29 protein-coding genes are annotated in these 22,955 nt (G+C 71.7%); 7 read left to right on the forward strand and 22 right to left on the reverse strand.

All coding sequences use genetic code 11. From position 1 onward, the window contains the following. Nucleotides 1-62: 62 nt before the first annotated feature. The 15 genes from ACFVX9_RS30570 to ACFVX9_RS30640 all read right to left on the reverse strand — a co-directional run bounded on the left by ACFVX9_RS30570 (nt 63) and on the right by ACFVX9_RS30640 (nt 6,185). Complete coding sequence (locus tag ACFVX9_RS30570; protein WP_387984632.1) at nt 63-518, reverse strand: hypothetical protein; 456 nt, start codon at nt 516-518, stop codon at nt 63-65. Nucleotides 519-657: 139 nt separating this feature from the next. Continuing rightward, the gene (locus ACFVX9_RS30575) at nt 658-843 is read right to left on the reverse strand and encodes a hypothetical protein (protein ID WP_387984633.1); all 186 of its coding nucleotides are present in this window, start codon (nt 841-843) and stop codon (nt 658-660) included. Next, complete coding sequence (locus ACFVX9_RS30580) at nt 840-1,280, reverse strand: hypothetical protein (RefSeq protein ID WP_380480508.1); 441 nt, start codon at nt 1,278-1,280, stop codon at nt 840-842. Before ACFVX9_RS30580 ends, ACFVX9_RS30575 begins: the two co-directional genes overlap by 4 nt. Then, the gene (locus ACFVX9_RS30585) at nt 1,277-2,032 is read right to left on the reverse strand and encodes a 3'-5' exonuclease (RefSeq protein WP_380480510.1); all 756 of its coding nucleotides are present in this window, start codon (nt 2,030-2,032) and stop codon (nt 1,277-1,279) included. The genes ACFVX9_RS30580 and ACFVX9_RS30585 overlap by 4 nt, the downstream gene beginning before the upstream one ends. After that, nucleotides 2,029-2,556 carry a hypothetical protein gene (locus ACFVX9_RS30590; protein WP_380480512.1) on the reverse strand — a complete coding sequence of 176 codons (528 nt, stop codon included), beginning with the start codon at nt 2,554-2,556 and terminating at the stop codon, nt 2,029-2,031. Before ACFVX9_RS30590 ends, ACFVX9_RS30585 begins: the two co-directional genes overlap by 4 nt. Next, a complete protein-coding gene (gene bet / locus ACFVX9_RS30595; RefSeq protein WP_380480514.1) occupies nt 2,553-3,539 on the reverse strand; it encodes a phage recombination protein Bet in 987 nt (328 codons plus the stop codon). The genes ACFVX9_RS30590 and bet overlap by 4 nt, the downstream gene beginning before the upstream one ends. 52 nt (nt 3,540-3,591) lie before the next feature. Continuing rightward, nucleotides 3,592-3,717, reverse strand: coding sequence for a hypothetical protein (locus ACFVX9_RS30600; protein ID WP_380480516.1), 126 nt, complete (start codon nt 3,715-3,717; stop codon nt 3,592-3,594). Continuing rightward, a complete protein-coding gene (locus tag ACFVX9_RS30605) occupies nt 3,714-3,866 on the reverse strand; it encodes a hypothetical protein (RefSeq protein ID WP_380480518.1) in 153 nt (50 codons plus the stop codon). Before ACFVX9_RS30605 ends, ACFVX9_RS30600 begins: the two co-directional genes overlap by 4 nt. Continuing rightward, nucleotides 3,866-4,249 carry a hypothetical protein gene (locus tag ACFVX9_RS30610; RefSeq protein WP_380480520.1) on the reverse strand — a complete coding sequence of 128 codons (384 nt, stop codon included), beginning with the start codon at nt 4,247-4,249 and terminating at the stop codon, nt 3,866-3,868. The genes ACFVX9_RS30605 and ACFVX9_RS30610 overlap by 1 nt, the downstream gene beginning before the upstream one ends. A gap of 175 nt (nt 4,250-4,424) precedes the next feature. Beyond that, nucleotides 4,425-4,598, reverse strand: coding sequence for a hypothetical protein (locus tag ACFVX9_RS30615; protein ID WP_380480522.1), 174 nt, complete (start codon nt 4,596-4,598; stop codon nt 4,425-4,427). Next, nucleotides 4,595-5,038 carry a hypothetical protein gene (locus ACFVX9_RS30620; RefSeq protein ID WP_380480524.1) on the reverse strand — a complete coding sequence of 148 codons (444 nt, stop codon included), beginning with the start codon at nt 5,036-5,038 and terminating at the stop codon, nt 4,595-4,597. Before ACFVX9_RS30620 ends, ACFVX9_RS30615 begins: the two co-directional genes overlap by 4 nt. After that, complete coding sequence (locus tag ACFVX9_RS30625) at nt 5,035-5,331, reverse strand: hypothetical protein (RefSeq protein WP_387984636.1); 297 nt, start codon at nt 5,329-5,331, stop codon at nt 5,035-5,037. The genes ACFVX9_RS30620 and ACFVX9_RS30625 overlap by 4 nt, the downstream gene beginning before the upstream one ends. Then, the gene (locus ACFVX9_RS30630; protein WP_387984638.1) at nt 5,328-5,573 is read right to left on the reverse strand and encodes a hypothetical protein; all 246 of its coding nucleotides are present in this window, start codon (nt 5,571-5,573) and stop codon (nt 5,328-5,330) included. Before ACFVX9_RS30630 ends, ACFVX9_RS30625 begins: the two co-directional genes overlap by 4 nt. Nucleotides 5,574-5,682: 109 nt before the next feature. Further along, a complete protein-coding gene (locus tag ACFVX9_RS30635; protein WP_387984640.1) occupies nt 5,683-5,934 on the reverse strand; it encodes a hypothetical protein in 252 nt (83 codons plus the stop codon). Next, nucleotides 5,931-6,185: a helix-turn-helix domain-containing protein gene (locus tag ACFVX9_RS30640; RefSeq protein WP_387984642.1), complete on the reverse strand. Its 255-nt coding sequence runs from the start codon at nt 6,183-6,185 to the stop codon at nt 5,931-5,933. Before ACFVX9_RS30640 ends, ACFVX9_RS30635 begins: the two co-directional genes overlap by 4 nt. Before the next feature lie 143 nt (nt 6,186-6,328). Between ACFVX9_RS30640 and ACFVX9_RS30645 the strand changes: the two genes are divergently transcribed. From ACFVX9_RS30645 to ACFVX9_RS30660, 4 genes are all read left to right on the forward strand, one after another. Beyond that, nucleotides 6,329-6,847: a helix-turn-helix domain-containing protein gene (locus tag ACFVX9_RS30645; protein WP_387984644.1), complete on the forward strand. Its 519-nt coding sequence runs from the start codon at nt 6,329-6,331 to the stop codon at nt 6,845-6,847. A gap of 114 nt (nt 6,848-6,961) precedes the next feature. Next, on the forward strand, nt 6,962-7,144 hold the full coding sequence (locus ACFVX9_RS30650; protein ID WP_387984646.1) for a hypothetical protein: 183 nt from the start codon (nt 6,962-6,964) through the stop codon (nt 7,142-7,144). Nucleotides 7,145-7,216: 72 nt separating this feature from the next. Beyond that, on the forward strand, nt 7,217-8,503 hold the full coding sequence (locus tag ACFVX9_RS30655; RefSeq protein ID WP_387984647.1) for a hypothetical protein: 1,287 nt from the start codon (nt 7,217-7,219) through the stop codon (nt 8,501-8,503). A gap of 380 nt (nt 8,504-8,883) precedes the next feature. Continuing rightward, on the forward strand, nt 8,884-11,367 hold the full coding sequence (locus tag ACFVX9_RS30660; RefSeq protein WP_380372750.1) for an ABC transporter permease: 2,484 nt from the start codon (nt 8,884-8,886) through the stop codon (nt 11,365-11,367). A 76-nt stretch (nt 11,368-11,443) separates the two neighbouring features. Here the strand turns inward: ACFVX9_RS30660 and ACFVX9_RS30665 are convergent, their stop codons facing one another. Together ACFVX9_RS30665 and ACFVX9_RS30670 are read right to left on the reverse strand one after the other, a co-directional pair. After that, nucleotides 11,444-12,316, reverse strand: a complete 873-nt coding sequence (locus ACFVX9_RS30665; protein WP_387984649.1) for a carbon-nitrogen hydrolase family protein — start codon at nt 12,314-12,316, stop codon at nt 11,444-11,446. A gap of 94 nt (nt 12,317-12,410) precedes the next feature. Next, the gene (locus tag ACFVX9_RS30670; RefSeq protein ID WP_380560623.1) at nt 12,411-13,223 is read right to left on the reverse strand and encodes a phosphatase PAP2 family protein; all 813 of its coding nucleotides are present in this window, start codon (nt 13,221-13,223) and stop codon (nt 12,411-12,413) included. A 452-nt stretch (nt 13,224-13,675) separates the two neighbouring features. Here ACFVX9_RS30670 and ACFVX9_RS30675 point away from each other — a divergent pair, with 452 nt between their 5' ends. Together ACFVX9_RS30675 and ACFVX9_RS30680 are read left to right on the forward strand one after the other, a co-directional pair. Next, complete coding sequence (locus ACFVX9_RS30675) at nt 13,676-14,647, forward strand: sigma-70 family RNA polymerase sigma factor (RefSeq protein ID WP_380372757.1); 972 nt, start codon at nt 13,676-13,678, stop codon at nt 14,645-14,647. A gap of 140 nt (nt 14,648-14,787) precedes the next feature. Next, nucleotides 14,788-15,027 carry a hypothetical protein gene (locus ACFVX9_RS30680; protein WP_380372760.1) on the forward strand — a complete coding sequence of 80 codons (240 nt, stop codon included), beginning with the start codon at nt 14,788-14,790 and terminating at the stop codon, nt 15,025-15,027. A gap of 10 nt (nt 15,028-15,037) precedes the next feature. Here the strand turns inward: ACFVX9_RS30680 and mscL are convergent, their stop codons facing one another. From mscL to ACFVX9_RS30705, 5 genes are all read right to left on the reverse strand, one after another. Then, the gene (gene mscL / locus ACFVX9_RS30685) at nt 15,038-15,457 is read right to left on the reverse strand and encodes a large conductance mechanosensitive channel protein MscL (RefSeq protein ID WP_380372762.1); all 420 of its coding nucleotides are present in this window, start codon (nt 15,455-15,457) and stop codon (nt 15,038-15,040) included. 30 nt (nt 15,458-15,487) lie between these two features. After that, nucleotides 15,488-15,751 carry a hypothetical protein gene (locus tag ACFVX9_RS30690; protein WP_380485847.1) on the reverse strand — a complete coding sequence of 88 codons (264 nt, stop codon included), beginning with the start codon at nt 15,749-15,751 and terminating at the stop codon, nt 15,488-15,490. Between the two features lie 323 nt (nt 15,752-16,074). Continuing rightward, nucleotides 16,075-16,407 (reverse strand): FmdB family zinc ribbon protein, encoded by a 333-nt coding sequence (locus ACFVX9_RS30695; RefSeq protein ID WP_380372765.1) that lies wholly within the window; start codon nt 16,405-16,407, stop codon nt 16,075-16,077. 193 nt (nt 16,408-16,600) lie between these two features. Then, on the reverse strand, nt 16,601-17,992 hold the full coding sequence (locus ACFVX9_RS30700; RefSeq protein ID WP_380485844.1) for an MFS transporter: 1,392 nt from the start codon (nt 17,990-17,992) through the stop codon (nt 16,601-16,603). A 328-nt stretch (nt 17,993-18,320) separates the two neighbouring features. Then, nucleotides 18,321-19,805 (reverse strand): potassium/proton antiporter, encoded by a 1,485-nt coding sequence (locus ACFVX9_RS30705; protein WP_380485842.1) that lies wholly within the window; start codon nt 19,803-19,805, stop codon nt 18,321-18,323. Nucleotides 19,806-20,116: 311 nt separating this feature from the next. Here ACFVX9_RS30705 and ACFVX9_RS30710 point away from each other — a divergent pair, with 311 nt between their 5' ends. Further along, nucleotides 20,117-22,828 (forward strand): penicillin acylase family protein, encoded by a 2,712-nt coding sequence (locus ACFVX9_RS30710; protein WP_380485840.1) that lies wholly within the window; start codon nt 20,117-20,119, stop codon nt 22,826-22,828. Nucleotides 22,829-22,955 lie beyond the last annotated feature (127 nt).

A 22,955-nucleotide genomic window follows, 5' to 3' on the forward strand; every position in this document is an offset into this window, starting at 1 on the left:
GGTGAGGGTTGGCGGCCTGGGGCGGGGGACGGTCACCCCGCCCCAGGCAGACGTGGGGCCTATCAGGCCAGCAGACGCCCGGCGGCCTTCTCGTCCAGCGCAAGGCGGACCAGCCGGCCGACCGCCGTCAGCAGCGCGCAGACCGAGGCGACGTACTGCTCGCCCTCCGCCCGCAACGCGGTCTCGAACAGGGCCAGGCAGGTATCCGTGTCGCCGTTGCTGTAGGCCACGAGGAAGCGCATCGCGAACGCCTCGGCCGGGTCGGCCGCGAACGCACCGGGAACGAACTCGGTGGTTGCCCACATCGCGCCGTTGTCGGCCGTGGGGGCCTGCGAGCCGTACAGCAGCCGGAGCGTGTGAGTCCCGGCGGCGGCGATCGCGCAGCACACCCCGTACATGCGGGTGTTGTCGCAGTTCTGGCCGAGGGCTTCGAGGGCGCGGGCAGCGGTGTCGGCGTCACCGTGGGCGGCGCTGCCGATGGCCTGCTGGATCAAGGCGACGGTCTTGTCGTCGTTCACTTCAGCTCCTGCGGGTCTGGCGGTTCGGGGTGCCCGGCCTACGCAGCCGGGGTGTGGCTGGCGCATCGGGGGCCCTGGATGTAGGGCCGGGCGGGCTGCCCGCAGTACTCGCGCACCGCGGGCAGCCACTGGCCGCAGGTCATCCGGCCGGCTGGTCGAGGCCAAGAGCGGCCAGCAGCAGGGACAAGTCCGCCTCACCCCGGGCCCGTTGGGCCACATACCGGCGGGCGCTCTCCTGGTTCTCCTCGGGTACCACAGTGGTCGTCAGCGAGGCGCCGTACGCCTCCGCCCGATCCGCCGGGTCCAGGCGCCTCCGGGCCGTCACGCCGCTACTCCAGCGCGGATCCAGCGGCCGACGGTCTGCACGTCAACACCCATGTACTGGGCGATCTCGCCCTGCGTCTCGCCAGTGCGGTACCGCATGCGGGCTTCCTGCTGTCGCTCAGCCTTGAGCCAGCTGATTAGCGGCGACGGCAGGTTCGGCATGACCGCGATCTCCCGCAGCGTCTTGTCCAACGTCGGCGCCGACGTGGGCCGACCGTGCTCGTCCCACGTCAGGTAGCCGAGTACCTCGGCCACCGGCCGGTCGGGGTCCACGAGGCCGGCGAGGACGACGATCATCACGTCCCGCTCGTGGTCGCCCAACTCGCCCAGGATGTGGGCGATCTCGCGGGGGCCGCCTTCGCCCCGAACGATGCACGCCAGGCCGGCCGCAATCGGCAACAGGCGTTCGGCGGTGTCACCAGGCTGCTCGGTCATCACGACGCCACCTCCTGCCGGGGGATCAGCGGCCAGTGCCCGTGAACGCCAGCGGCGTCGCGGCCCCGGTCGGTCAGGTACCGCCGCAGCCCGGCGGCCTGTTCGCCAGCCCACACGACCTGTGCCGCGTGGAGGTCGGCCAGCGAGGCCTCGCCGATGGCGGGGTGGCGCTCGGCGATCTCGTACGCCACCTGCACGGCGGCGAGCGCGTCGGCCGCGGACTCGTGCGCACCGTCGAGGCGGACCCCGTAGTGGTCGCAGAGCGCGCCGAGGGTGCGCTTCCCCCGCCGGTACCGGTCGACCTGCCGGTCCAGGACCAGCGGGTCCACCGCCAGCACGGGGCGGCCGGCCTGCACAGCGAGCGGCTGGTAGCCGTGACGCTCCAACTCCCGGTCCAGCATCGTGAAGTCGAACGGCGCGTTCATCGTGACGACCGGCGTTCCCTCGGCGACATGCTCAGCCAGGACGATGCCGATCTCCTGCACCACCCGCGCGGCCGGACGGCCCACTTCGCGGGCCCGCTCGGTCGTGATGCCGTGTACCGCGGCGGCGCCCTCGGGGATCTCCACCCCCGGATCGGCGATCCAGCCGAACCGATCGAGAGCCTGCCAGCGGCCGGCGTTGTCCTCGCGGGCCGTCCACCGCTGCGGGCCCACCCGCAGCACCGCGGCGGTCACGATCCGGTCCCGCAACGGGTCGACGCCCGTGGTCTCCAAGTCGAAGCCGACCAGCGGCTGGTAGTGCCAGGGCCTCATTCGGCACCTCCCGAAGTCAGCTCTGGCAGCACCAGCGCAGCCAGCGCACCGGACCGCCAGGCCTCGGCAACCCGTCCGGGACCCTCGGCCTCCCACGTCGTCCGCGTGTGGGCGGCGCGCGGCTGCATCCGGACCCCCGGCACGTCGTGCACCACACCGGTCTCCTGATCCACCCACTGCGGCACACCCGCGGCAGTCAGCTCCTTGAGCAGCGACTTCACGAACGCCTCGCGAACGCTGGTGACGAACTCGCGCTTGATCTGGTCGGGCCGGTTGTCCCGCACCCACTCCAGGAACGCCGCGTTGTCGACCACCTCAGCGGCCGGCTGCGGAGCGACCAACGCCACCTTCGCCACGACCGTGCCGTCCGGCAGCGTCGCCTCGATCCGGGTCGTACCGCTCTCCTGGCGGGCCGCCTTCATACCTGCGGCCTGCTCGGCCTTCGCGGCCTTGAGCTGCTCGCCGATCTCCTCGTACAGGGCCTGCAGCACGGCGGCGCGGCCAGCAGTGTCCTTGAGGCTCATGCCGCACCCGCCAGCAGCTGAGCCATCTCGGCGAGCTGCTCGACCGACGCCTCGGAGATCGGCACACCGTACGACTGCTGGAAGTCCTGCCCGATGGTGGCAGCAACCCCGGCGGCGAGCGCGGCGCCCCGCAGGGCATCCACGGCGGCCGTGCGCTCGTCGTCCTCGACGACCTCGGCCTCAACCACCGTGGCTTCTGCGGCCTTCTCGCGCCCGATCGCGGCCAGATCCTCCAGGACCTCCCGGGCCCCGGTCGCACTCGCCTCGCGGTAGAGATTGCGTACCTGGTCGGCGGACTCCGCCGCTCGCGCCTCCACCAGCCAGTTTCGCGCCGGACGCTGCGGCGTCACCGGCTCCGGCTGCTGCCGGGCCTCCGGTTCCGGGTTATCCGCCTGCCCCATCTCCTCCGCGGTGTAAACGCCCGCGAGGTCGTGCGGGAACGCCTTGCGCAACGCGAGTGCTTCCGCGCACTTCGCCAGTTGGCCGGCCGGCATCTTGCCCCACAGCCCGACGGGCTTGTTCTCCCAACCGGTTTGGACGTACTCGCGGAAGACCGCGATGGCGGGGAAGCGGTGCCCGTTGCGAACGACGGTCACCTTGGCTGCGGCAGGGGGCTCGGGGGACAACCAGACGTCCCGCCAACGGCCGGCGCCGTCACACCACTGGGTGTCCTCGTATCCGAAGTTCTCCCGGGACTCCGCGACGACGCGGTGCGCGATGACGCGGTACCCGTCGATGCCGGTCTGCGGGGTGAAGACGGTGCGACCGGCCCGCTTGTCCTTGCGGCCGATCAGGTAGATCTGCCGGGAGAAGGGGTCGAGCTGGGTGCGCTGGCACAGGTGCAGGAACCCGGACAGCTCGGCGGCGGTCACATCGTTGCTGATGCCGGACTGGTGGAGGACGGCGGACTGTTCGGGGGTCCAGTCGGTCTGGTCGGGCCGGATGGCGAGGGCGCCCCCGGACCGCATGATGTCAGTGCTCAACGTGTTCTCCGTTGGAGAGCGGCCGGGGCGTCGCAGCCCCGGCCGGGGTTGATCAGTTCTTGGGGAGTCGGCAGATCAGCCAGCCGCGGCCGTCGGGCCGGACCAACTCCAAGGCCGCGAACGGCCAGGTGACGCGCACGACGCGCAGGGCAGCGAGGGCGCGGAGACGGCGGATCACTGGACGTCCTCCTCAGAGTGGAACGTCGCGTACGGAACGCGCTCCACGTCGGCGGCCCGGATCGCCCGGACTCGGCGCCGCGCCGACCAGTCGAACCACGCCATCAGCAGGAAGCCCACGGAGGAGACGGCGATCACGAAGGCGAGCATCACGCCACCTCCCCGCGGCCGTGCTGGTGCGGGAACGTAATGACCTCGGGCGCCATGGCCGCCTCGCGCCGGGCCGACATCGTCAACGACGCCGCCACGAGCAGCTCGTCCGCGAGCCGTCGGGCGTCCAGGTGCGTCAGCTCGACCTCGGCCTCGTCCATCTGCAGGTCCGCCTCGACGTCGTCGACCGCGGCGTCCCACGCCGGCCCGCCCTCGTCAACGACCACCGCCAGGGCATCCAGCGCATCGATCACCCGCTGCCGCGACTCACCCCACGCCTCAGCCAGCGTCCGGAGCGTGTCGTACCGCGGCCCGCGGGCCCGCAGGACCACGTGCATCCACATCGGGTCGATGCGGCCGTGCAACATCCCGTCCTGGTTCATCGGGTACCGCCCTTCGGGGAGTTGGAGGCACGGGCGGACCGGTGGGCCTGCATCCGCGCGAGGATCTGGGAGTTCGAGGGCTGCACCCATCCGTGCCAGCCGAAGGCGGACACCCACCGCTGCATGTGCTCGCGGCGCGGGACATCACAGTGCGCGCATCTGCTGGGCTCGACGGTCACCAGACCTCACCCCGCAGCCACCGCTCCCGCAGGCCAGCCACAGCCGCCGCGTACGCGTGGGACACGTCGTCGGCCCAGCCCGACCGGGGGCCGTACATCAACTCGAAGTCGCGCTCCAGCGTGGCCGCGTCCCGCATCGGCCGACGCACCGGCAGCTCCAGCGCCATCACGCCGCCACCCTCAGTCGGGCAGCCGCAGCAGCGGCCTCGCGATCCTGGACCGCCCACCGGCGCGACATCCACGGGCACATCGCCCGCACCAACGCCGACCTGGGCAACACCTCGAACTCCCCGGACACCGTGGTCAGCTCGACCCGCACGTCCGGCAGCTCGATGAACGGCGGGAGCCTCACGAACCAGGACAGACCACCGGTCTCACGGGACGCGGTACCACCCGACGCCCGGCCTGCCAGGTCGTACCAGGCCGACAGCGAGACCACCGACGCGACCTGCAGCGACACCACCCGGCCGTTCGGGCTGATGTCCACCGACTCGACTCCGGCGCCCGGCGTCCGGGCCACCAGCCCGGCAACCGCGGTACGCACCTCGGCCACATCGACCGACTCGGCCGGCAGCCACCGCAGCACCGACACATCAACCAGCGCGCTCATCGGGAACCGCCCTTGGTGGCGCGTTCCAGCTCCGCGATGCGGGCCTGCGCGGCGGCCAACTCGTCGCGCACGGTGTGCGTCTGCTTGGCCTTCTCGGCGACCTTGTTCCGCCACCGACGCACGTCGGCGAGGACCCGGTCAGCGATGGCCAGCATCTGGTCGTCCGTCATCTCCCGATTCCGGTAGATGACGACCTCGTCACCACCGGTACCGTTCGGTTCGATGTACAGCGATCCGTCGCTGTCGATGGTCCGGGCGTGCGAACGCTCCGACCAGAACGTGTAGGCCTTCATCGGGCACCGCCCGTCCGCGCCGAGTACTCGGCGACCAGCGCCACCGTTTCCGGCGACCACGCCGGCAGCTCCGGCAGCGGGCCGTACAGCACGTCCAGCCACGGGTCGTCGAACACCAGCAGCGCCGCCGGCATCGCGATCTCCGCGAGCAAGGCGTCCAGCAGCGCGTTCAACTCCAACTCGCTCACGCCCCGGACCGCAGTGGCGGTCTCCGGCAACGTGTAGGGGATGATGGGGGACACGACGTCCACCTCTTCTCTGTGTGGGGTGGGGTCCAGGGCTCTCGCGGGCGGCATCCGGGCGCAATCCGGGTGTCTGCCGGGCGAGGGCCCGACCCATGTCTGGGGAAGATCAGGCGGCGCGACGACGGCCGCGGGTGGCCGGGTCAACCTCGCCGGCCTGCTGGATCGCAAGGATGTGATCCAGGCGGAACCGAATCTTTCGGTTCGTGGTGGTGTGCGGGATCCGGCGCTGGTGAGCGGCGATCTTCAGGGTCCGCACGGTGTAGGGCAAGAGCCCCATCTCGATGACCTGTTCCGGCGTGTAGAGCCGGAGTCGCTCCTCGGCGGTCAGGTCGGGAGTCGCGACCTTGCTCGGGGTCACGGCTGTTCCTCTCGGTTTATGGCAGCAGTCGGAACGTTCAGCGCCTTGGCGATCGTTCGGATCGTTTCGTCGCTGGCGCCGGCTAGGCCGCGCTCTATGCGGGACAGGAAGCTGCGGTCACGCCCGGTCCGCAAAGCAAGCTCCCGAAGGCTTACATTGCAAGCAGTTCGGAGGGTTCGTATTGCGGTTCCGTTCGGCGTCACGAGAGAAGACAACCATGTGCAGGCTTGAGATGCAAGCAGTCTCGGCACACTTTCGGTGCAGTCTCAGGCGTGAATTACGAGCTGACGAGCCTGCGTGGCACCCTCCATGCAACCGGCGCCAGCTTTAAATGCAGGTCAAACGGCTGGATCCAGGCTCTTCGGTTGCATGAGCATGCGGCATGATGTGTGCCATGGACAGAGACTGGGCCCGCCTCTCACGCGCGATCGCTGCCGCGCGCGACGACCTTGGGCTGACGCAGCCCGAGCTAGCATCCGCGCTAGGCGTCGGGCGCTCATCGGTTCAGAAACTTGAGAGCGGGCACCAGTACGTGAAGGTCACGCCGCTCCATCGCGAGGTCGGTCGAAGGTTCAACTGGACCGATGGCAGCATCGAGGCGGTACTGGGTGGCGGCGGCCCGACCGTTCGAACCTCGCCCGGTGATGCCGAGCCCAGCACCGACATCGAAGCCAGCGAGGTTGACGATCTTCTTGACGACCTGACTGAGCGAGTCCGCGAGACCCTCCTCGGGGGCAAGGTCGCCGACGCCACCGCGATTGAGCTGGACTCCGAGGAGGACGGCAGCGTGGTCCTGATCTGGAAGCGCGGCGAGAGTCAAAACCTCACGCCCGAGCAACAGCGCGATCTGAGGCGAAAGTGGTCCAAGTTGCAGCGCGCGGCTCACGAGATCTTCTCTGAGGACTCAGAGTAAGCAGAAAATCACACGACACACCCGCGAAACCCGCGCGCATATGCCAACGGTGTGCAAAGATTCCGCTTACCTGTGAGGGGGGTCGACCCAACCAGGTAAGAGGGGGGACCGCCGATGCGGATCCTGCGCGTACCGGACATCCCCCACGGCGGCCTAGCTGCCGTCCAACTGAAGGCCGGCTCGCCGGTGGTCCTGCTGAACGCCCGCCTCGTCACCGAGGCCCAGGCGCTCCGGCTCGGCCAGCGGCTCCGCGAGGACCCCGACCTTCTCTGGACGCTTGGCGAGACCGACGTGTAGCAGCACCATCCTTGGCACGGCGGGGCATGCGGGACGGCAGGCCCCGCCTGCCAAGACAAGGGAGGGTGCACCTTGGCGTACGCCGAGAAGGTCTATAAGGTCCGCAACGGCAAGAAGACCAAACAGTTCAGCTGGAGGGCGAAGTTCCTGCTGCCCGACGGGATCAACTACGGCAGCGCATCGGGGTTCGCCACCGAGAAGACGGCCAAGGAGTACGGGCAGGAGCAGGAAGCCGCCGTCAGGGCCGGTCGTTGGGTGGACCCGAAGTTGAGCGGCACGCACTTCGGGATCTTCGCCGCCGAGTTCATGAAGGCGCGGCCGAAACGTGGCCAGACTGTCGACACCCGCTGGAAGCAGCTGACGGGATACATCTTCCCGCGGTGGCAGTATGTGCCGTTGCGTGACATCAACTGGTTCGCCGTTGACTCCTGGCAGCTCAACGATCTGCAGGTCGACGACGTGACCAAGGGGCACGTCGTGTCGCTGATGTCGACCATTCTCACCGCCGCGGTGGACGCGCGGCACCTCCTGGTCAACCCGTTGATGGGTCGCCGGCGGACCAAACCGGTCATGGTCCTCGGCGCGGTGCCGCGGCGTGTCGACGAGTCGAAGTGGCACCCGCCGGCAGCGATTATCCAGACCGCGGAGCGACTTGGCTGGGCCGACGGCTTCCAGTTGCTGTCCGCGGCCTTCACTGGCGTCAACTGGGGTGAGGGGCAGGGCCTGGATCGCATGCACATCCTAGAGCGGCGCCAGTTGGACGATGACGGTTCGGCGTGGTCCTGTCCGATACTGCGAGTCGTTCAGGAGGTAGCCGAGTACGAGCAGCGAGGCCCGGACGGGGAGAAGCTCGGTACGGTGTTGGCCCTGGAGCCGCTCAAAAACGAGCACCGGATCCGCGACGTCGACCTACCGCCGTTCCTGGCAGGGCTGTGGCAGTACCGGGCCGAGGTGTGGGTGCACGAGTACCTGCTGTCGACGGAGAGCGGGTCGTGGTGGCGCCGCGGGAACTGGGGCAAGACCTTGCGGCCGGCGGCGGACGGGCGCCCGGCGCGAGCCCGGCGGCAGGGAGCGGCTGCGCGGGACGCTTGGGAGCCGCTCGCGCCCGGCCTGACGATGCGTGGGGCCAGGCACACGCACGACACGTTGCAGGAACAGATCATGGTGGCGGCGTCGCTGGCGTACGAGCAGGCCGGTCACAAGCCGTCTGGCATCAAGGGGGTGTATCAGCACCCGACGGTGAGGATGCGGCGGCACCGGTTGGATGGCTTGCAGGAGGTCTTCGTGAGGGCCATGCTGGGTCTGGGGAAGGAGACCCTGTGGGGCCTTCCGGTGAATCTGGAGCTCCCGCAGAGTTGATCACCGAAATTTCCCCCAAACGATCTTCATGTTCGCGCTTGAGTGGCCATCACCGCAGGCAGACACGATGGGTGGTGGCGGATAGCCCGGTCCTCCTAAAGCCGGTGTCGCAGGTTCGAATCCTGCCTGGGGCACCAGAGACGCGTGTGTCGCCGTAGGCCCCCCGCCCACCAGGGCGGGGGGCCTACGGCGTTTCCGGGGCCGGGCCGGGTCGGGGGCGGCGTACCTCTCGGGGAGGAGGGGGCGCGGTCGGCCGTCCGTCCTCGGAGTGATCATCGAGGAGACCTCGTGCTGACGGGCCGGGGCGGGTGCGGACCCTAGGCTCGGTGAGGCCCCTGCCAGTGCGTCGTGCCTGGTCAGGGCGGACGAGCCGGGGAGCGATGACGACGTACCGATACACCGTGGCCGAGCTGCGCGGGCAACTGCGGCAGCTGCTCCTGAGCGGGGCCGCGATCGCGCTGGGGGTGGCCTTCCTGATCGCCTCGGTCAGCGGCAGCGGGGCGCTGGTGGACTCCTTCAGCCAGACCGCGGCCGCCGAGGTCGGGCCCGGCGACGTGCAGGTGACCAGGACCGCCGCCGGCGGTGGGCTGGACGCCGCCGCCGAGCGGGCCCGGCGGACGGCCGGGGTGGCCGGGGTGGCGCCGCGACTGGTCGGCAAGGGATCGGTGCTGACGGCCGACGGGCGCCCGCTCGACCAGACCGCCGCGGTCAGCGCGGTCGCCGACGACCCGGCGCTGCGCTGGCAGTTGCTCACCGGCGGCCACTGGCCGGCCGGGCCCGGCGAGGTGCTGCTCGACGCCGACACCGCGCACCGGCTCGACGCCGCCCCCGGGGCCGAGGTGCGGCTGGCCCGGGCCGACGGCTCCGCCGCCACCGCCCGGCTGGCGGGCGTCCTGGACGGCCGGGGCGCGCCCAGCCTCGCCGGGCGCCCGATCGTCGGCGTCCCGGCCGGTGCGGTCGCCCAGTACGCGACCGGCGTCACCACCGCCCAGCTGGACGTCCGGGTCCGGCCGGACGCCTCGCGGGCCCGGACCGTCGAGGCGCTGCGCGCCGTCCTCGGCGACGGCGTCGAGGTGCGCACCCGAGACGCCTCCGTCACCGAGGCGACCCGGCAGAGCCGGACCCTCTACGGGGTGGTGCTGATCGCCGCGCTCTCCTTCGTGCTGATCGCGCTCGCGGTGGCGCGGATGGTGGTCGGCAACACCTTCACGGTGGTGCTGGCCCAGCGGACCCGCCAACTCGCCCTGCTGCGCTGCGTGGGCGCCGACCGGCGGCAGCTGCGCCAGCTGATCCGCCGTCAGGGGCTGCTGCTCGGGACGGGAGCCTCGGCGGCGGGCGTGCTGCTGGGGGTCGGCCTGTGCGCGGCGGGGACGGTGGTCGTCGGCACGCTCGACCTCGGCCCGGTGCACCTCTCGCTGGCGCCGGCCCCGCTGACCTGCGCGCTGGCCGGGCTGTTCGGCGTGCTGCTCACCCTGCTGGCCGTCCGCGGCCCGGCGAAGGCCGCGGCGGCGGTGCCGCCGGTGGCCGCGCTCGGCGGCACGCACGGGCCGGTCGGCGGGGCGGCCAAGGCCCGGGCGGCGGTGTGGACGGCGGTGCTGCTGTGCGCGGGGACGGCGCTGCTGGTGGCCGGCGCGGTGGCCCCGCCGCCGCTGTCGCTGCTCGCGGTCACCGTCGGCGCGATCGTCAGCTTCTTCGGCGTGCTGCGGCTCGCCGACCGGCTGCTGCCCGCCGTCGTCGGCGTGCTGGGCGGCCCGGCCCGGCGGCTCGGTGGGACGGCCGGGCGGCTCGCCACCCAGCAGCTGCGGCTCAACCCGGGCCGCACCGGGGCGACCGGCTCGGCGCTGCTGCTCGGCGTGACCGTGATGGTCGGCGCGGTCACCGCGCTGGAGATCACCTCCAACTCCCTGGTGCCGGCGGTGTCCGCGCGCCAGCCCGGGGTCTTCTCGGCGGTCGTCACCGGGGGCGGCGCGCTGCCCGCCGGGGCGGTCACCGCGCTCGGTGCGCAGCGCGGGCTCGCCGTCACGCCGGTCCGCTCGGCCACCGTCGAACTCGACGGCCGGCCCACCCTGGTCGCGGCCGCCGACCTGGCCCGGCTCAACCCCTCGGCGGACGGCGTCGACCAGGCCGGGGCGCTCGCCGACGGCGCCGCGCTGAGCGGTCTCGGCGGCGGCGGGGTGCGCCGGGTCGGGGGCCCGGCGGGCGGGCCCGGCACCGACCTGCGGGTCGAACCCGGACGCAGCAGCCTGCCGCTCACCCTGCAGACCGGTGCGACGCTGCTGGTGACCCCCGCGACCCTGGACCGGCTCGCCCCCGGCGCGGCCGTCACCACGGTCTGGATCAGCCCGGGCGCGGGCGAGGACCGGTCGACCGCCCGCCGGGCGCTGGACCGGGCGCTCGCCGATCACCCGGAGGTGGCCGTCACCGACACCGGCGCGCAGGCGGAGACGCTGCGGTTGCTGCTGGACCGGATGACGACCGTCAGCATGGCCCTGCTGTCCTTCTCGGTCGCCATCGCCGGGCTCGGCGTCGCGGCCACCCTGATGCTCAGCGTCAGCGAACGCGCCCGCGAGATCGGCATGCTGCGCGCCATCGGGATGTCCCGGCGGCAGCTGCGCCGGATGCTCACCCTGGAGGCGGTGCTGCTGTCGCTGGCCGGGGCGTTGGCCGGCACCGGACTGGGCGTCGGCTACGGCTGGGCGGCCGCGCGTTCGCTCACCTCCACGGTGGGGACGGTCGGCGGCCCGCCGGTGGTGCTGGTGCTGGCCGCACTCGGGCTGACCGTCCTGACCGGGCTCGCCGCCGCCGTCCTGCCAGCCCGTCGGGTCGGCCGGATGACCGTGGTGGACGCGATGCGGACCGCCTGACCGGCCAGCGCACCCGGCTCGGAGCGGCCGGGCCACCCGGCCTGCCCGGAGCGGCCGGGCACGGAGGTCGACCGGCTCAGGCCAGGGCGAAGAGCGCGCGCGGGGCAGTCGGGCGGGCGCTGGCGGCGGCCAGGTCGGCGAGCATGGTCTCGCTCTCCCGGGCGGCGCGCAGGACGGCCGGGTCGAGGTCGACGACGACGAGTTCGCGCCGGTCCTCGCCCGCCTCGGCGAGCAGCCGGCCGTCCGGGGCCCACACCGCGCTGCCACCGCAGGTGTGCCAACCGCCGGTGTGGCCGATGTGGTTGGCGAGCACCGTGTAGAGGGTGTTGTCGAGCGCGCGGGCGGGGAACCAGGTGCGGGACTCGTGGTGGCCGTGGCCGACGCTGAACAGCGCGCCGACCAGGTAGGCGTGGCAGCCGTCGAGCGCGGCGGCGCGGGCGTGCTCGGGGAAGCCCGAGTCGTAGCAGACGCCGAGGCCGAGCCGCCAGCCGTCCAGCTCCAGGGTGCAACCGGCCGCCCCGGGGCGGTAGTAGTCGCGTTCGGCCTTGAACAGGTGCTGCTTGTCGTAGCGGGTGACGAGGCCGCCGTCCGGGCCGAGGACGAAGGCGGAGACCCGCAGCTCGTCGCCCACCTGCGCGGCGGCGCCGACGATCGCGGCGGTGCCGGTCTCGCGGCAGGCCTCGGCGATCGGCGCGAGGCGCGGATCGCCGGGCTGGACGGCGCACTTGAGCGGGTCGGTGCGGATCAGCTCGGGCTCGTAGCCGGAGAGGAACTTCTCGGCGAACAGCACCAGGCGGGCGCCGGCCGCGGCGGCCTCGCGGACCAACTCGGCGGCCTGGGCGGCGTTGGCGGGTATGTCGCCGGCCACGGCCTGGGCCTGGACGGTGGCGATCCGCAGTGGGCGCTCGGGGTGACGGACGGCGGCGGCGGGGACCGGGTCGGGAGACATGGCCGTCACGCTAGCGGACGGCTTCGGGCAGCCCCGGACGGCCCTGTACCGGCCCTGGGCGGCCCCGGACGACCGCACGCGGATGCCGGTGGTCTCAGTGGACGGCCTCGTCCGGGTGGTCGGTGGCGGCGTCGCCCAGCGGGTCGGTGCCACGCGGCGACCGGACCGACGGCACGGTGATCCGCTGGACCCTCGGCCGGGTGCGCCAGTTGACCCGCCGTACGTCGCGGGCCAGCGCGCCCGGTCGCCAGAGTTCGACGACGGCGGTCACGGCGCCCAGCACGAACCCGGCGGCCAGCCAGCCGGCGACCACGTCGCTCGGCCAGTGGACCCCGAGGGCGATCCTGGTCCAGCCGATGGTCAGCACCGTCGCCGCCGCCACCGCGCAGGCGGCGATCCGTCCGCGTCGACGGACCCGGTACCAGACCAGGCCGACCAGCACCGCGCAGGTGATCGCCGAGGCCATGGCGTGCCCGGAGGGGAAGGCCGGGCCGCCGGCGTGCGAGACCGGGTCGGCGAAGGAGGGGCGTTGGCGGCCGACGGCCAGCTTCAGCGCCCACTGGCCGCCCCAGCCGACCAGGGTCTGGGCGGCCACCCAGCCGGCCAGGACCCGGGCGCCGATCAGCCACAGCCAGACGGCCGCGATGCCGAGCAGGGTGCGCATCGTGACCGTGCCGCCGATGTCGGAGAGCGTCTGCACCGAGGCGGTCCAGATCCGGTGCTGCCGGGCGAAGGTGTGCAGTTCGCCGATCCAGCTCTGGTCGAGCTGTTCCAGCGGATGCCAGTGCCGGGTCACCAGGGCGGCCAGGAGGCCGAACAGCGCGGCACAGACCACCGCGAGCGCCGAATCCCGCAGGAGGCGGCGGTGACGCGCAGTGACGGTGGTCGAGCTGTTGGTCAGGTGCATGGCTGACACCTTCCCAGTGTCCCGGGCCGATCAGGACCACGGGTGATAGCGATTCGGCATCGTTTGTGGGGAGAACCTGCGTGCGCCGGGGGCGGGCGCCGGCGGAAGGCGCCGGCGGAAGGCGGGGGCGCGCGGGAACGCGCGTGCCCGTTCGCGGGTTTCACCCTGTACGGCGGCCGGCGGGGCGGCGGGCGCGTGTGCGGGGCGTGACGGAAGCGCTCGGAAGCAGTTGCGGAAACGGCACCTAAGGTGCTCGACCGGTCACCCGGTGTCCATAACCGGGGTGAAAACCGGCAGGATACTGCATCGCGGGGAAGAATCTGAGTAACTTGGGAATGTTGTCCGGATTCTGTTCGTTGGATCGTTACGTGTGAGCCCCGCGGGGCCCCCATTTCTTGCCCTCTAGGGGGGCAGGCAGGCAGACCTCGGCAATTCCAGCAAAGGGAGCAAGCATGGCCACCCGTGCCGTCGTTCGCGACAGGGCCGACCGGACTCGCGCGGCCCGCCCGACCAACCTTGAGGCCGACCGCGACCTGGTCGGCATGTACCTCGACGAGATCGCCAGGACACCCCTGCTCGATGCCGCCGAGGAGGTCGAGCTCTCACTGCGGATCGAGGCCGGCGTGTACGCCCAGCACCTGCTGGCGGAGGGCGTGTTCCCCGACGGCGTGAAGCGCGAGGAGCTGGAGGCGATAGCCGAGGACGCCGAGCGCGCCAAGGACGTCTTCATCCGCTCGAACCTCCGGCTCGTGGTGGCGGTCGCCCGCCGGTACCCGCGCAGCGGCCTTCCGCTGCTGGACCTCATCCAGGAGGGCAACGCCGGCCTGGTGCGCGCCGTCGAGAAGTTCGACTACGCCAAGGGTTTCAAGTTCTCCACCTATGCCACCTGGTGGATCCGGCAGGCGATCACCCGGTCGATCGCCGACCAGTCCCGCACCATCCGGCTGCCCGTGCACCTGGTCGAGGAGCTGGGGCGGATCCGGCGGGTGCAGCGGGAGAAGTCCAAGGAGCTGGGCCGGGAGGCCGAGCCGGCCGAGATCGCGGCCGAGCTGGACACCACCGAGGCCCGGATCAAGGACGTGCTGGATTGGGCCCGCGACCCGGTCAGCCTCAACATGGCGGTCGACGACGAGGGCGAGACCCAGTTCGGCGACCTGGTCGAGGACACCGGGGCGACGTCCCCCGAGGACGCCGTGATGGTCATGCTCCGCCGCGAGGAGCTGGACGGCCTGATCGGGCGGCTGGACGACCGCACGGCCTCGATCATCCGCTCCCGCTACGGGATGGAGGACGGCCGCGAGCGCACCCTCACCGAGGTGGGCAAGCAGCACGGCCTCACCCGCGAGCGGATCCGCCAGATCGAGAAGCACGCGCTGGCCGAGCTGAAGAAGATCGCCGACCACGCGGGCTTCGAGGCCGCCTGAGAACCCGAGCAACTGCCTGCGGCTCCATCCCCGCCCCGGGCCCTGGTGCGGAGCACTCCGCACCAGGGCCCGGGGTGTGTCACGGGGCTCTTAGGCTGGAGGGACAGGACGATCCGGACGGCAGTCGACGGGAAGCGGAAGTGAGCAGGGTGAGCGAGCAGGGGCAGGCGCGGGAGCAGGAGCAGGGACAGGGGGAGCAGCAGGGACGGGAGCAGCGGCCGGCGGCGCCGAAGGCCCGGCTGGTCTTCCGGGACCCGCTGGACCAGCAGTCCCGGGACGACACCGACACCGGCTGGGGTGAGCGCCCCGGGGCGGGGGAGAGCGGTGGGCGGGGACTGGACTGGTACCTGAGCCAGCGCCCGCCGCACCACGGGGACTGAGGAGCGGTGCTCAGCGCTGCGGGGCGACCAGCGCGTCGCGGATCTCGGTGAGCAGTTGGACCTCCTTGGCCTCGGCCTCCGCCAGCGTCTCGGCGGTGCTCTTCCGCCTGGCGGCCAGCCTGTTCATGGGCACGATCAGGACGAAGTAGACGACGGCCGCCGTGATCAGGAACTGCAGCAGGGCGCTGAGCACCGATCCCCACAGGATGAGGATTCCGGACGTGACCTCGCCGGTGGCGTTCAGCTCGCAGGGCCCCTTGAGGCAGGAACTGTAGGACGCCAGGTCCTTCGTTCCGAAGACGCCGACGATCGGATTGATGACGCCCTTGACGAAGGCGTTGACGATGTTGGTGAAGGCCGCGCCGATGACGACGGCGACGGCGAATTCGACGACGTTTCCACGCAGCAGGAATTGCTTGAAGCCTTTCATGCCGCCGTGAACGACGAAGTCGTTGCCCGGTTACGGGTGATCTTCCGTCGGACCGGATTGACAACCCGTCCGGCCCACCGGGCCGCCCGGCGGCGACGGCAGCCCGGCCCGTGCGGGCCCGACCGCGAGCGCCGCGGCCACCGCGAGCAGCACCAGCGCGGGCACCCCGGCCCGGCGTCGTACGGCGTGCCGCCAGCGGTGCCACCCGCCGGCCCCGCGCCGGATCGGGGGGAAGCGCGGCACCTCCCGCCGGGGCGGCACGGTGGGTGCGGGCAGCGGTACGGAGAGGCTCATGGTCGTCATGGTCACCACCGAGGTCGTGGGGGGCCGCCCCTGTGCGGGCCGGTCGTTCTCCGGCGACCCCTACGATGTGCGCCGCGCGCCGCCCCGGAAAGCCGTTATCCGCAGCCTGTGGACAACTCGGGCCCTGTGGATGAATTCGTACACCCGCACGAGTGCATCCGGCCCGCCCGGGATGACGAACCGGGACGACGAGCCGGGACAGCGCACGGGGGCAGTGAACGGGGACGGCGAACCGGGACGACGAAAGGCCCGCCGCCCCGCGTTCTTCGCGGGGGGGGGGGTACTGTCGATGCGCCGGGCGTCCGGCGCCGAGGTCAGCTCGCGGCCGGAGCCGGGCTGGAGGAGCTGGAAGAGCTCGAAGAACCGGAGGACGAGGACGTCGACGACGTCGAGGGCGACGCCGGGGTCGAGCCGGACGACGCCGCCGAGGAGCTACCGGAGGAGCCTGCGCCCACCGTGCTGCTGGAGGACGAGCGGCTGTCGGTGCGGTAGAAGCCCGAGCCCTTGAACACGACGCCCACGGCCGAGAAGACCTTGCGGAGCCGTCCCTGGCAGTCGGGGCACGTGGTCAGCGCCTCGTCGGTGAACTTCTGCACCGCCTCCAGGCCGTTGCCGCACTCGGTGCACTGGTACTGGTACGTGGGCACTTGTCTTCCTCCTGGCACTCTCGCCTGATGAGTGCTAACGATGGTCAATGATGCGGCATTCCGCTGAATCAGTCCAGCGACTCCGATGTGAGATGAGCCGTGGCCGAGCCGCGCACACTTCTCCACCGCGGCTCCGCGCGGCTTCCACCGCGCGCCGCCCACGGCTTCGCGCGGTGCGCCACCGCGTGCCCGCTCAGCCCTTGGCCGCGCCCACCAGCTGCGCCGCGGTGCCGCGCTCCGGTGCGGCCGCGACGACCTGACCAGGCCCGCCCGGCGCGGTCAGCAGGTGCCGCAGTGATATCAGCGCGATCAGGCCCAGGCCGGCGCCGGCCACCGGCACCAGGAACCCGCTGGACGGCCCGTGGCCGTCGATCAGCTGCCCGGCGATCATCTGGCCGACCGCCAGGCCGAGGCCGATGGCGCCGGTCAGCCAGGTGAACGCCTCGGTCTTGGCGCCGTCCGCGACGAGCGTCTCGACCAGGGTGTAGCCGCTGATCAGGGTCGGCGCGATGGCCAGGCCGCAGACCAGTCCGGCGACGGCGAGCGCGACCAGGTTGGGCATCGCCCACAGCGTCGAGCAGCCCAGCACCAGCAGGGCGTAGCTCATGACCATCCGCTGCTGCACGGACCGCCGCCAGGCGATCACGCCGTACAGCACGCCGGCCACCATCGAGCCGCCGGCGAAGATCCCGTACACGGTGCCGGCGGCGCCGTGCTGCCCGACCGAGTCGGCGAAGGCGTTCACCGAGACCTGCATGCCGCCGAACACGGCGCCCACCCCGAGGAAGGCCCCGGCCAGCAGCCGGACGCCGGGGGAGGCGAGCGCGGAGGCGCGTCGCACGCCGGGCTGGGGCAGTGCCCGGGCGGGCGCGGTGCGCCGCTGGGCGGCGAAGGCCAGACCGCCGACGAGGGTCAGCGTGGCCTCGGCGATCAGCCCGGCCGAGGGGCTGACCGTGGTGGCGACGGCGGTGGCCAGGATCGGGCCGATCACGAAGGTGAACTCGTCCGTCACGGACTCGAAGGCGAACGCGGTGCCCACCTTGGCCGCGGACGAGGCGGACGCGCCGTCCGCGGTGAACTCGGCGATCCAGCGGGCCCGGACCATGGCGCCGATCTGCGGAACGCTCGCGCCGGCCGGGACGGCGGCCAGGAACAGGCTCCAGGCCGGTGCGTGGCCGAGCGCCAGCGCGATCAGCGCGCCGACCGAGGCCGCGTGCACCACGACGGTCGGGACGAGGACGGCGGTCTGGCCGTACCGGTCGGCGAGCCGGCCGGTCTGCGGGCCGATCAGGGCCTGGGCGACGGCGGCGACGGCCGCGACGGTGCTCGCGGTGCCGTACGAGCCGTGGGTGTCCTTGACGAGCAGCAGGATGCCCATGCTGAGCATCGCGTACGGCAGCCGCGCGAGGAATGCCGGTGCCAGGAACGTCCAGGCGCCGGGCGTGCGCAGCAGTGCGCCGTACCCGACCCGCACGGGGGCGGGGGCGTCGACGGCATCGGCGGTGCCGTCGGCGGGGGTGGCGTTGGCGGTGTCACGCGGGGTCGCGGTGTCCGCGGGGTCGTCGACCGTTCGGCGGGCCGTCACGGTCGGTCCTTCCTGCTGCCTGGTAGCGCGGCAGGGCATGGGGTGGCCCCGACGGCGCCGAGAGTCGTCCTCTCGCGCGTCGACCGGGGTAGATACCGGGCCGGCCCGGCGTGGTGGCCGAGGTCCGGACCGCGGCCGCCGAACGGTCGCGCCAACTCTGCTTCAGGCAGATGCTGGGTGTGATCTGACCATCATACATATACGCGCGTAGATGTCGCGCGAATCCCCAGACTACAAGGCACGTCCAAAATTGTCCTGCCCATCGAAGGTGAACAGCGGGTGAGGCCTTCCGGTCTTCCGGTCACCACCCGCCGCCCACCCGCCGGGCTCACCGCCCGTGCAGCCACCCCGCGAGCTTGCCGCCCTTGTCCACGGCCCGCAGCCGCCGCTCGGCCGCCTCGCCGACCTCGTCGGTGGTGACCACCAGCAGCTCGTCCCCGCCGCGCAGCACCGTCGCCTTGTCCGGCACGAAGGAGCTGCCCTCCCGCACCACCAGGGTGACGGCGGCCCCCTTGGGCAGCCGCAGCTCGCTGACCTCCACGCCGGACATCCGGGAGCCGGGGGAGAGCGCGACCGACAGCAGGTGCCCGTGCAGCTTCTCCAGCGGGGCTGACTCGATGTCCAGGTCCTGGCCCATCGAGCCCTCGCCGATCCGCAGCTGCTTGGCCACCCAGGGCAGGGTCGGGCCCTGGAGCAGGGTGAAGACGACGACCAGGATGAAGACGATGTTGAAGACGTCCTGGGCCTTCGGCGCGCCCGACACCAGCGGGATGGTCGCCAGCACGATGGGCACCGCCCCGCGCAGTCCGGCCCAGCTGAGCAGCGCCTGCTCCCGGCCCGGCACCTTGAACGGGGTCAGCGTCAGCACCACGGACAGCGGCCGGGCCAGGAAGACCAGCACGCCGCCGATCACCAGCGCGGGGACCACCGCGGAGCCCATGGTCTCGGGCGTGCAGAGCAGGCCGAGCAGCACGAACATGCCGATCTGCCCGATCCAGGCCAGGCCGTCGGCGAAGCCCCGGACGGCCGGGCCGTGCGGCAGCTTGGCGTTGCCGAGGATCACCGCGCAGATGTAGACGGCGAGGAAGCCGGAGCCGTGCAGCAGTGCGCCGCCCGCGTAGGCGAGCACGGTCAGCGCCATCACGGCGATCGGGTACAGGCCGGAGGAGGGCAGCGCGACGTGCTTGATCCCGTACGCGCCGAGCTTGCCGACCGCGAAGCCGACCGCCGCGCCGATCGCCAGCTCGGCGATGATCGTGCCGACCAGGACGTACCAGGAGTCCAGCTCGCCGGTGGTGGCGAAGGCGACGACCAGGATGACCACGGGCGCGTCGTTGAAGCCGGACTCGGCCTCCAGCAGGCCGGTGAGCCGGTGCGGCAGCGGGACCATGCGCAGGACGGAGAAGACGGCGGCGGCGTCGGTGGAGGAGACGATCGCGCCGAGCAGCATCGAGGTCCGCCAGTCCAGGCCGACCAGCCAGTGCGCGCCGGCCGCGGTGACGAACACGCTGACCCCGACGCCGACGGTGGCGAGCACGGTGGCGGCCGGCATCACGGGTCTGACCTCGCGCCAGCTGGTCTTGAGGCCGCCCTCGGCGAGGATCACCACGAGGGCCGCGTAGCCGAGCACCTGGGTCAGCTCGGCGTTGTTGAAGGAGACGCCGATGCCGTTCTGGCCCAGGGCGACGCCGATCCCGAGGTAGATCAGCAGGCTCGGTAGCCCTGAGCGGGTGGATATCCGCACGGCGACCACCGCGACCAGCAGGATCACGGAGAACTCGAGGAGGAGCTGGTTCAGGTGGTCGATGTTCACGCAGTGGCACCTCGTGCAGGCAGGGGCGGGCGGGGTGTCTGGTGGTGCTGGAGGGTGCGACCCGTTAAGAAGGCGTCAATGCTCCTGTTGCGGATCGTTACTCAGTCTAACATTTTGCCATATCTTTAGTTTCTTTTCCTCCCCGGGCCCCCGACCGCCGCCTCCAGGCCTCCTCGTTGACCTCCTCCGATCCCACGGTGAGCGTCCCCCGTGCACGCCGCTCGGCCGACTCGGCCTAATGTGGTGCCCTGTCACGGCCCCCGGCCCTGGACACGCCCGCCCGCCCCGAAGTCAGGACCGCAAGGACCCAGATGCCCCGCTCGAAGAAGTTCCGGCGCGCCCGTCTGATCGTGATCGTGCTGGTCGTGCTGCTGGTGGCCGGCGTCGGCTACGGCGGCTACCGCGGGGTCACCGCGGTCCGCGCGTCCTTCCCGGAGGTCGACGGCACCGTCAAGGTGGCGGGCATGAGCGCGCCGGTCGACGTCAAGCGGGACGCCAACGGCATCCCGCAGCTCTACGCCGACACCAACGAGGACCTCTTCCGCGCCCAGGGCTACGTCCAGGCGCAGGACCGCTTCTGGGAGATGGACGTCCGGCGGCACATCACCGCCGGTCGGCTGTCCGAGATGTTCGGCGACGGCCAGGTCGACACCGACGCCTTCATCCGCACCATGGGCTGGCGGCAGGTGGCGCAGAAGGAGTTCGACACCAAGCTGTCGGCCGACACCAAGAAGAACCTCCAGGCCTACGCGGACGGCGTGAACGCCTGGCTCGGCGAGCACCCCGGCGGCGAGAAGGCCTCGCTGGAGTACGCCCTGCTCGGCGCCGTCAACGGCGACTACCAGCCCGAGCAGTGGAGCCCGGTCGACTCGGTGGCCTGGCTCAAGGCGATGGCCTGGAACCTCTCCGGGAACCTCCAGGAGGAGATCGACCGCTCGCTGCTGGCCCAGGACTTCGGTCCGGACAAGATCGCCGAGCTGTACCCCGACTACCCGTACACCCGCAACGGCACGATCGTGAAGACCGGCACGGTGGCCGGCGACAACTACCGCCCCGCCGACGGCTCGCCCCCGTCCGGCGGCGGCACCGCCACCACCCAGGGCGCGGCCACCACCAAGGCGCTGCTCCAGGGCCTCACCGACCGGATCGACGGCATGCCGCAGCTGCTCGGCCGCCCCGGCCAGGGCATCGGCTCCAACTCCTGGGTCGTCGCCGGCACCCACACCACCACCGGCAAGCCGCTGCTGGCCAACGACCCGCACCTCGGCCCCGGCCTGCCCTCGGTCTGGTACCAGATGGGCCTGCACTGCCGCGCCAGCTCGCCGGCCTGCCAGTACGACGTCTCCGGCTTCAGCTTCGCCGGCATGCCCGGCGTGATAATCGGCCACAACAAGGACGTCGCCTGGGGCTTCACCAACCTCGGCGCCGACGTGACCGACCTCTACCTGGAGAAGGTCACCGGCCCGGACACCTACCAGGTCGACGGCAAGGACGTGAAGTTCGACCTCCGCAAGGAGACCATCAAGGTCGCCGGCGGCGAGGACCGCACGATCACCGTCCGCACCACCCAGACCGGCGCCCCGCTCATCTCCGACCAGAGCACCGAGCAGCAGAACGTCGGCAAGTACGCCCCCAACGGCAGTGCCGCCCCCGACCGCGGCACCGGCGGCTACGGCGTCGCCCTGCAGTGGACGGCGCTGAACCCCGGCAAGACCATGGACGCGGTGTTCGAGTTGGACCGGGCCCGCAACTGGGACGAGTTCCGGGCCGCCGCCAAGGACTTCGCCGTCCCCGCGCAGAACCTGGTCTACGCCGACGCCAAGCACATCGGCTACCAGGCCCCCGGCGACATCCCGGTCCGCGGCAAGGGCGACGGCACCTACCCGGCCCCGGGCTGGGACTCCACGTACCAGTGGAAGGGTTCGATCCCCTTCACCGCCCTGCCGTACAGCCTGGACCCGTCCGCGGGCTACATCGTCACCGCCAACCAGGCCGTGGTGGACCCGAGCTACAAGTACTCGCTCACCAAGGACTGGGAGTACGGCACCCGGGCCAAGGAGATCACCGACCAGATCGAGGGCCTGCTCAAGAACAACGGCAAGATCTCGCCGGACGACATGCAGACCATGCAGCTGGACAACACCAGCATCATGGCCAAGACGCTCGTCCCGCTGCTGCTCAAGCAGCAGATCGACGACCCGTACGTGCGCGAGGCCCAGGACCTGCTGAAGGACTGGAACTACCACCAGGACGCCGACTCGGCCGCCGCCGCCTACTACAACGGCGTCTGGCGCCAGCTGCTCAGCCTCGCCTTCGGCCAGAAGTTCCCGGCCGACCTGCGGGCCAAGGGCAACTGCCTGCTGGTCCGCCAGCAGGACGACCCGACCAGGCCGGACAGCTCCAGCAAGATCGTCACCGAGTGCGGCACCCGCGACCCGGGCAAGGCCCAGCCGGACGGCGGCGACCGCTGGACCGAGGTGGTCCGGCAGCAGCTGGACAAGCCGGACAGCTCCTGGTGGACGTACATCGACTCCCAGCACAAGGAGCAGAAGGGCCTGGACAACCTGCTCAAGGAGGCGATGAAGGACGCCCGGCAGGACCTCACCTCGCTGCTCAGCAAGGACATCTCCACCTGGAGCTGGGGCCGCCTGCACAAGCTGACCCTGCGCGAGCAGACCCTCGGCACCGACGACTCCTCGATCGCCTCCGGCGTGGTCCACCGGCTGCTCAACCGCGGCCCGTACCGGCTCTCCGGCGGCTCCGCGGCCGTCGACGCGGCCGGCTGGAACGCGGCGGCGGGCTACCAGGTGGACTGGATCCCGTCGATGCGGATGGTGATCGACCTGAGCGACCTCGACTCCTCGCGCTGGATCAACGTCGGCGGCGCCTCCGGCCACGCCTTCCACGACAACTACAACGACCAGACCGACCTCTGGCTCAAGGGCAAGCTGCTGACCTGGGCCTACACGCCGGACGCGGTCGAGAAGGCCACCAAGCACAAGCTGGTGCTCACCAACGGCTGACCCCGCACGAACCCGCACGACCCCGGGGGGGGGGGGCCCCCCCCCCGAAAAAGGAACCGCCACCGCCACCCCCCCCGCACAGCCACACGGGCGAGAACAAGCCAGGCACCACAAGGACGACTGGATA

Source organism: Kitasatospora sp. NPDC058243, from assembly GCF_042882025.1.
Lineage (GTDB): Bacteria > Actinomycetota > Actinomycetes > Streptomycetales > Streptomycetaceae > Kitasatospora.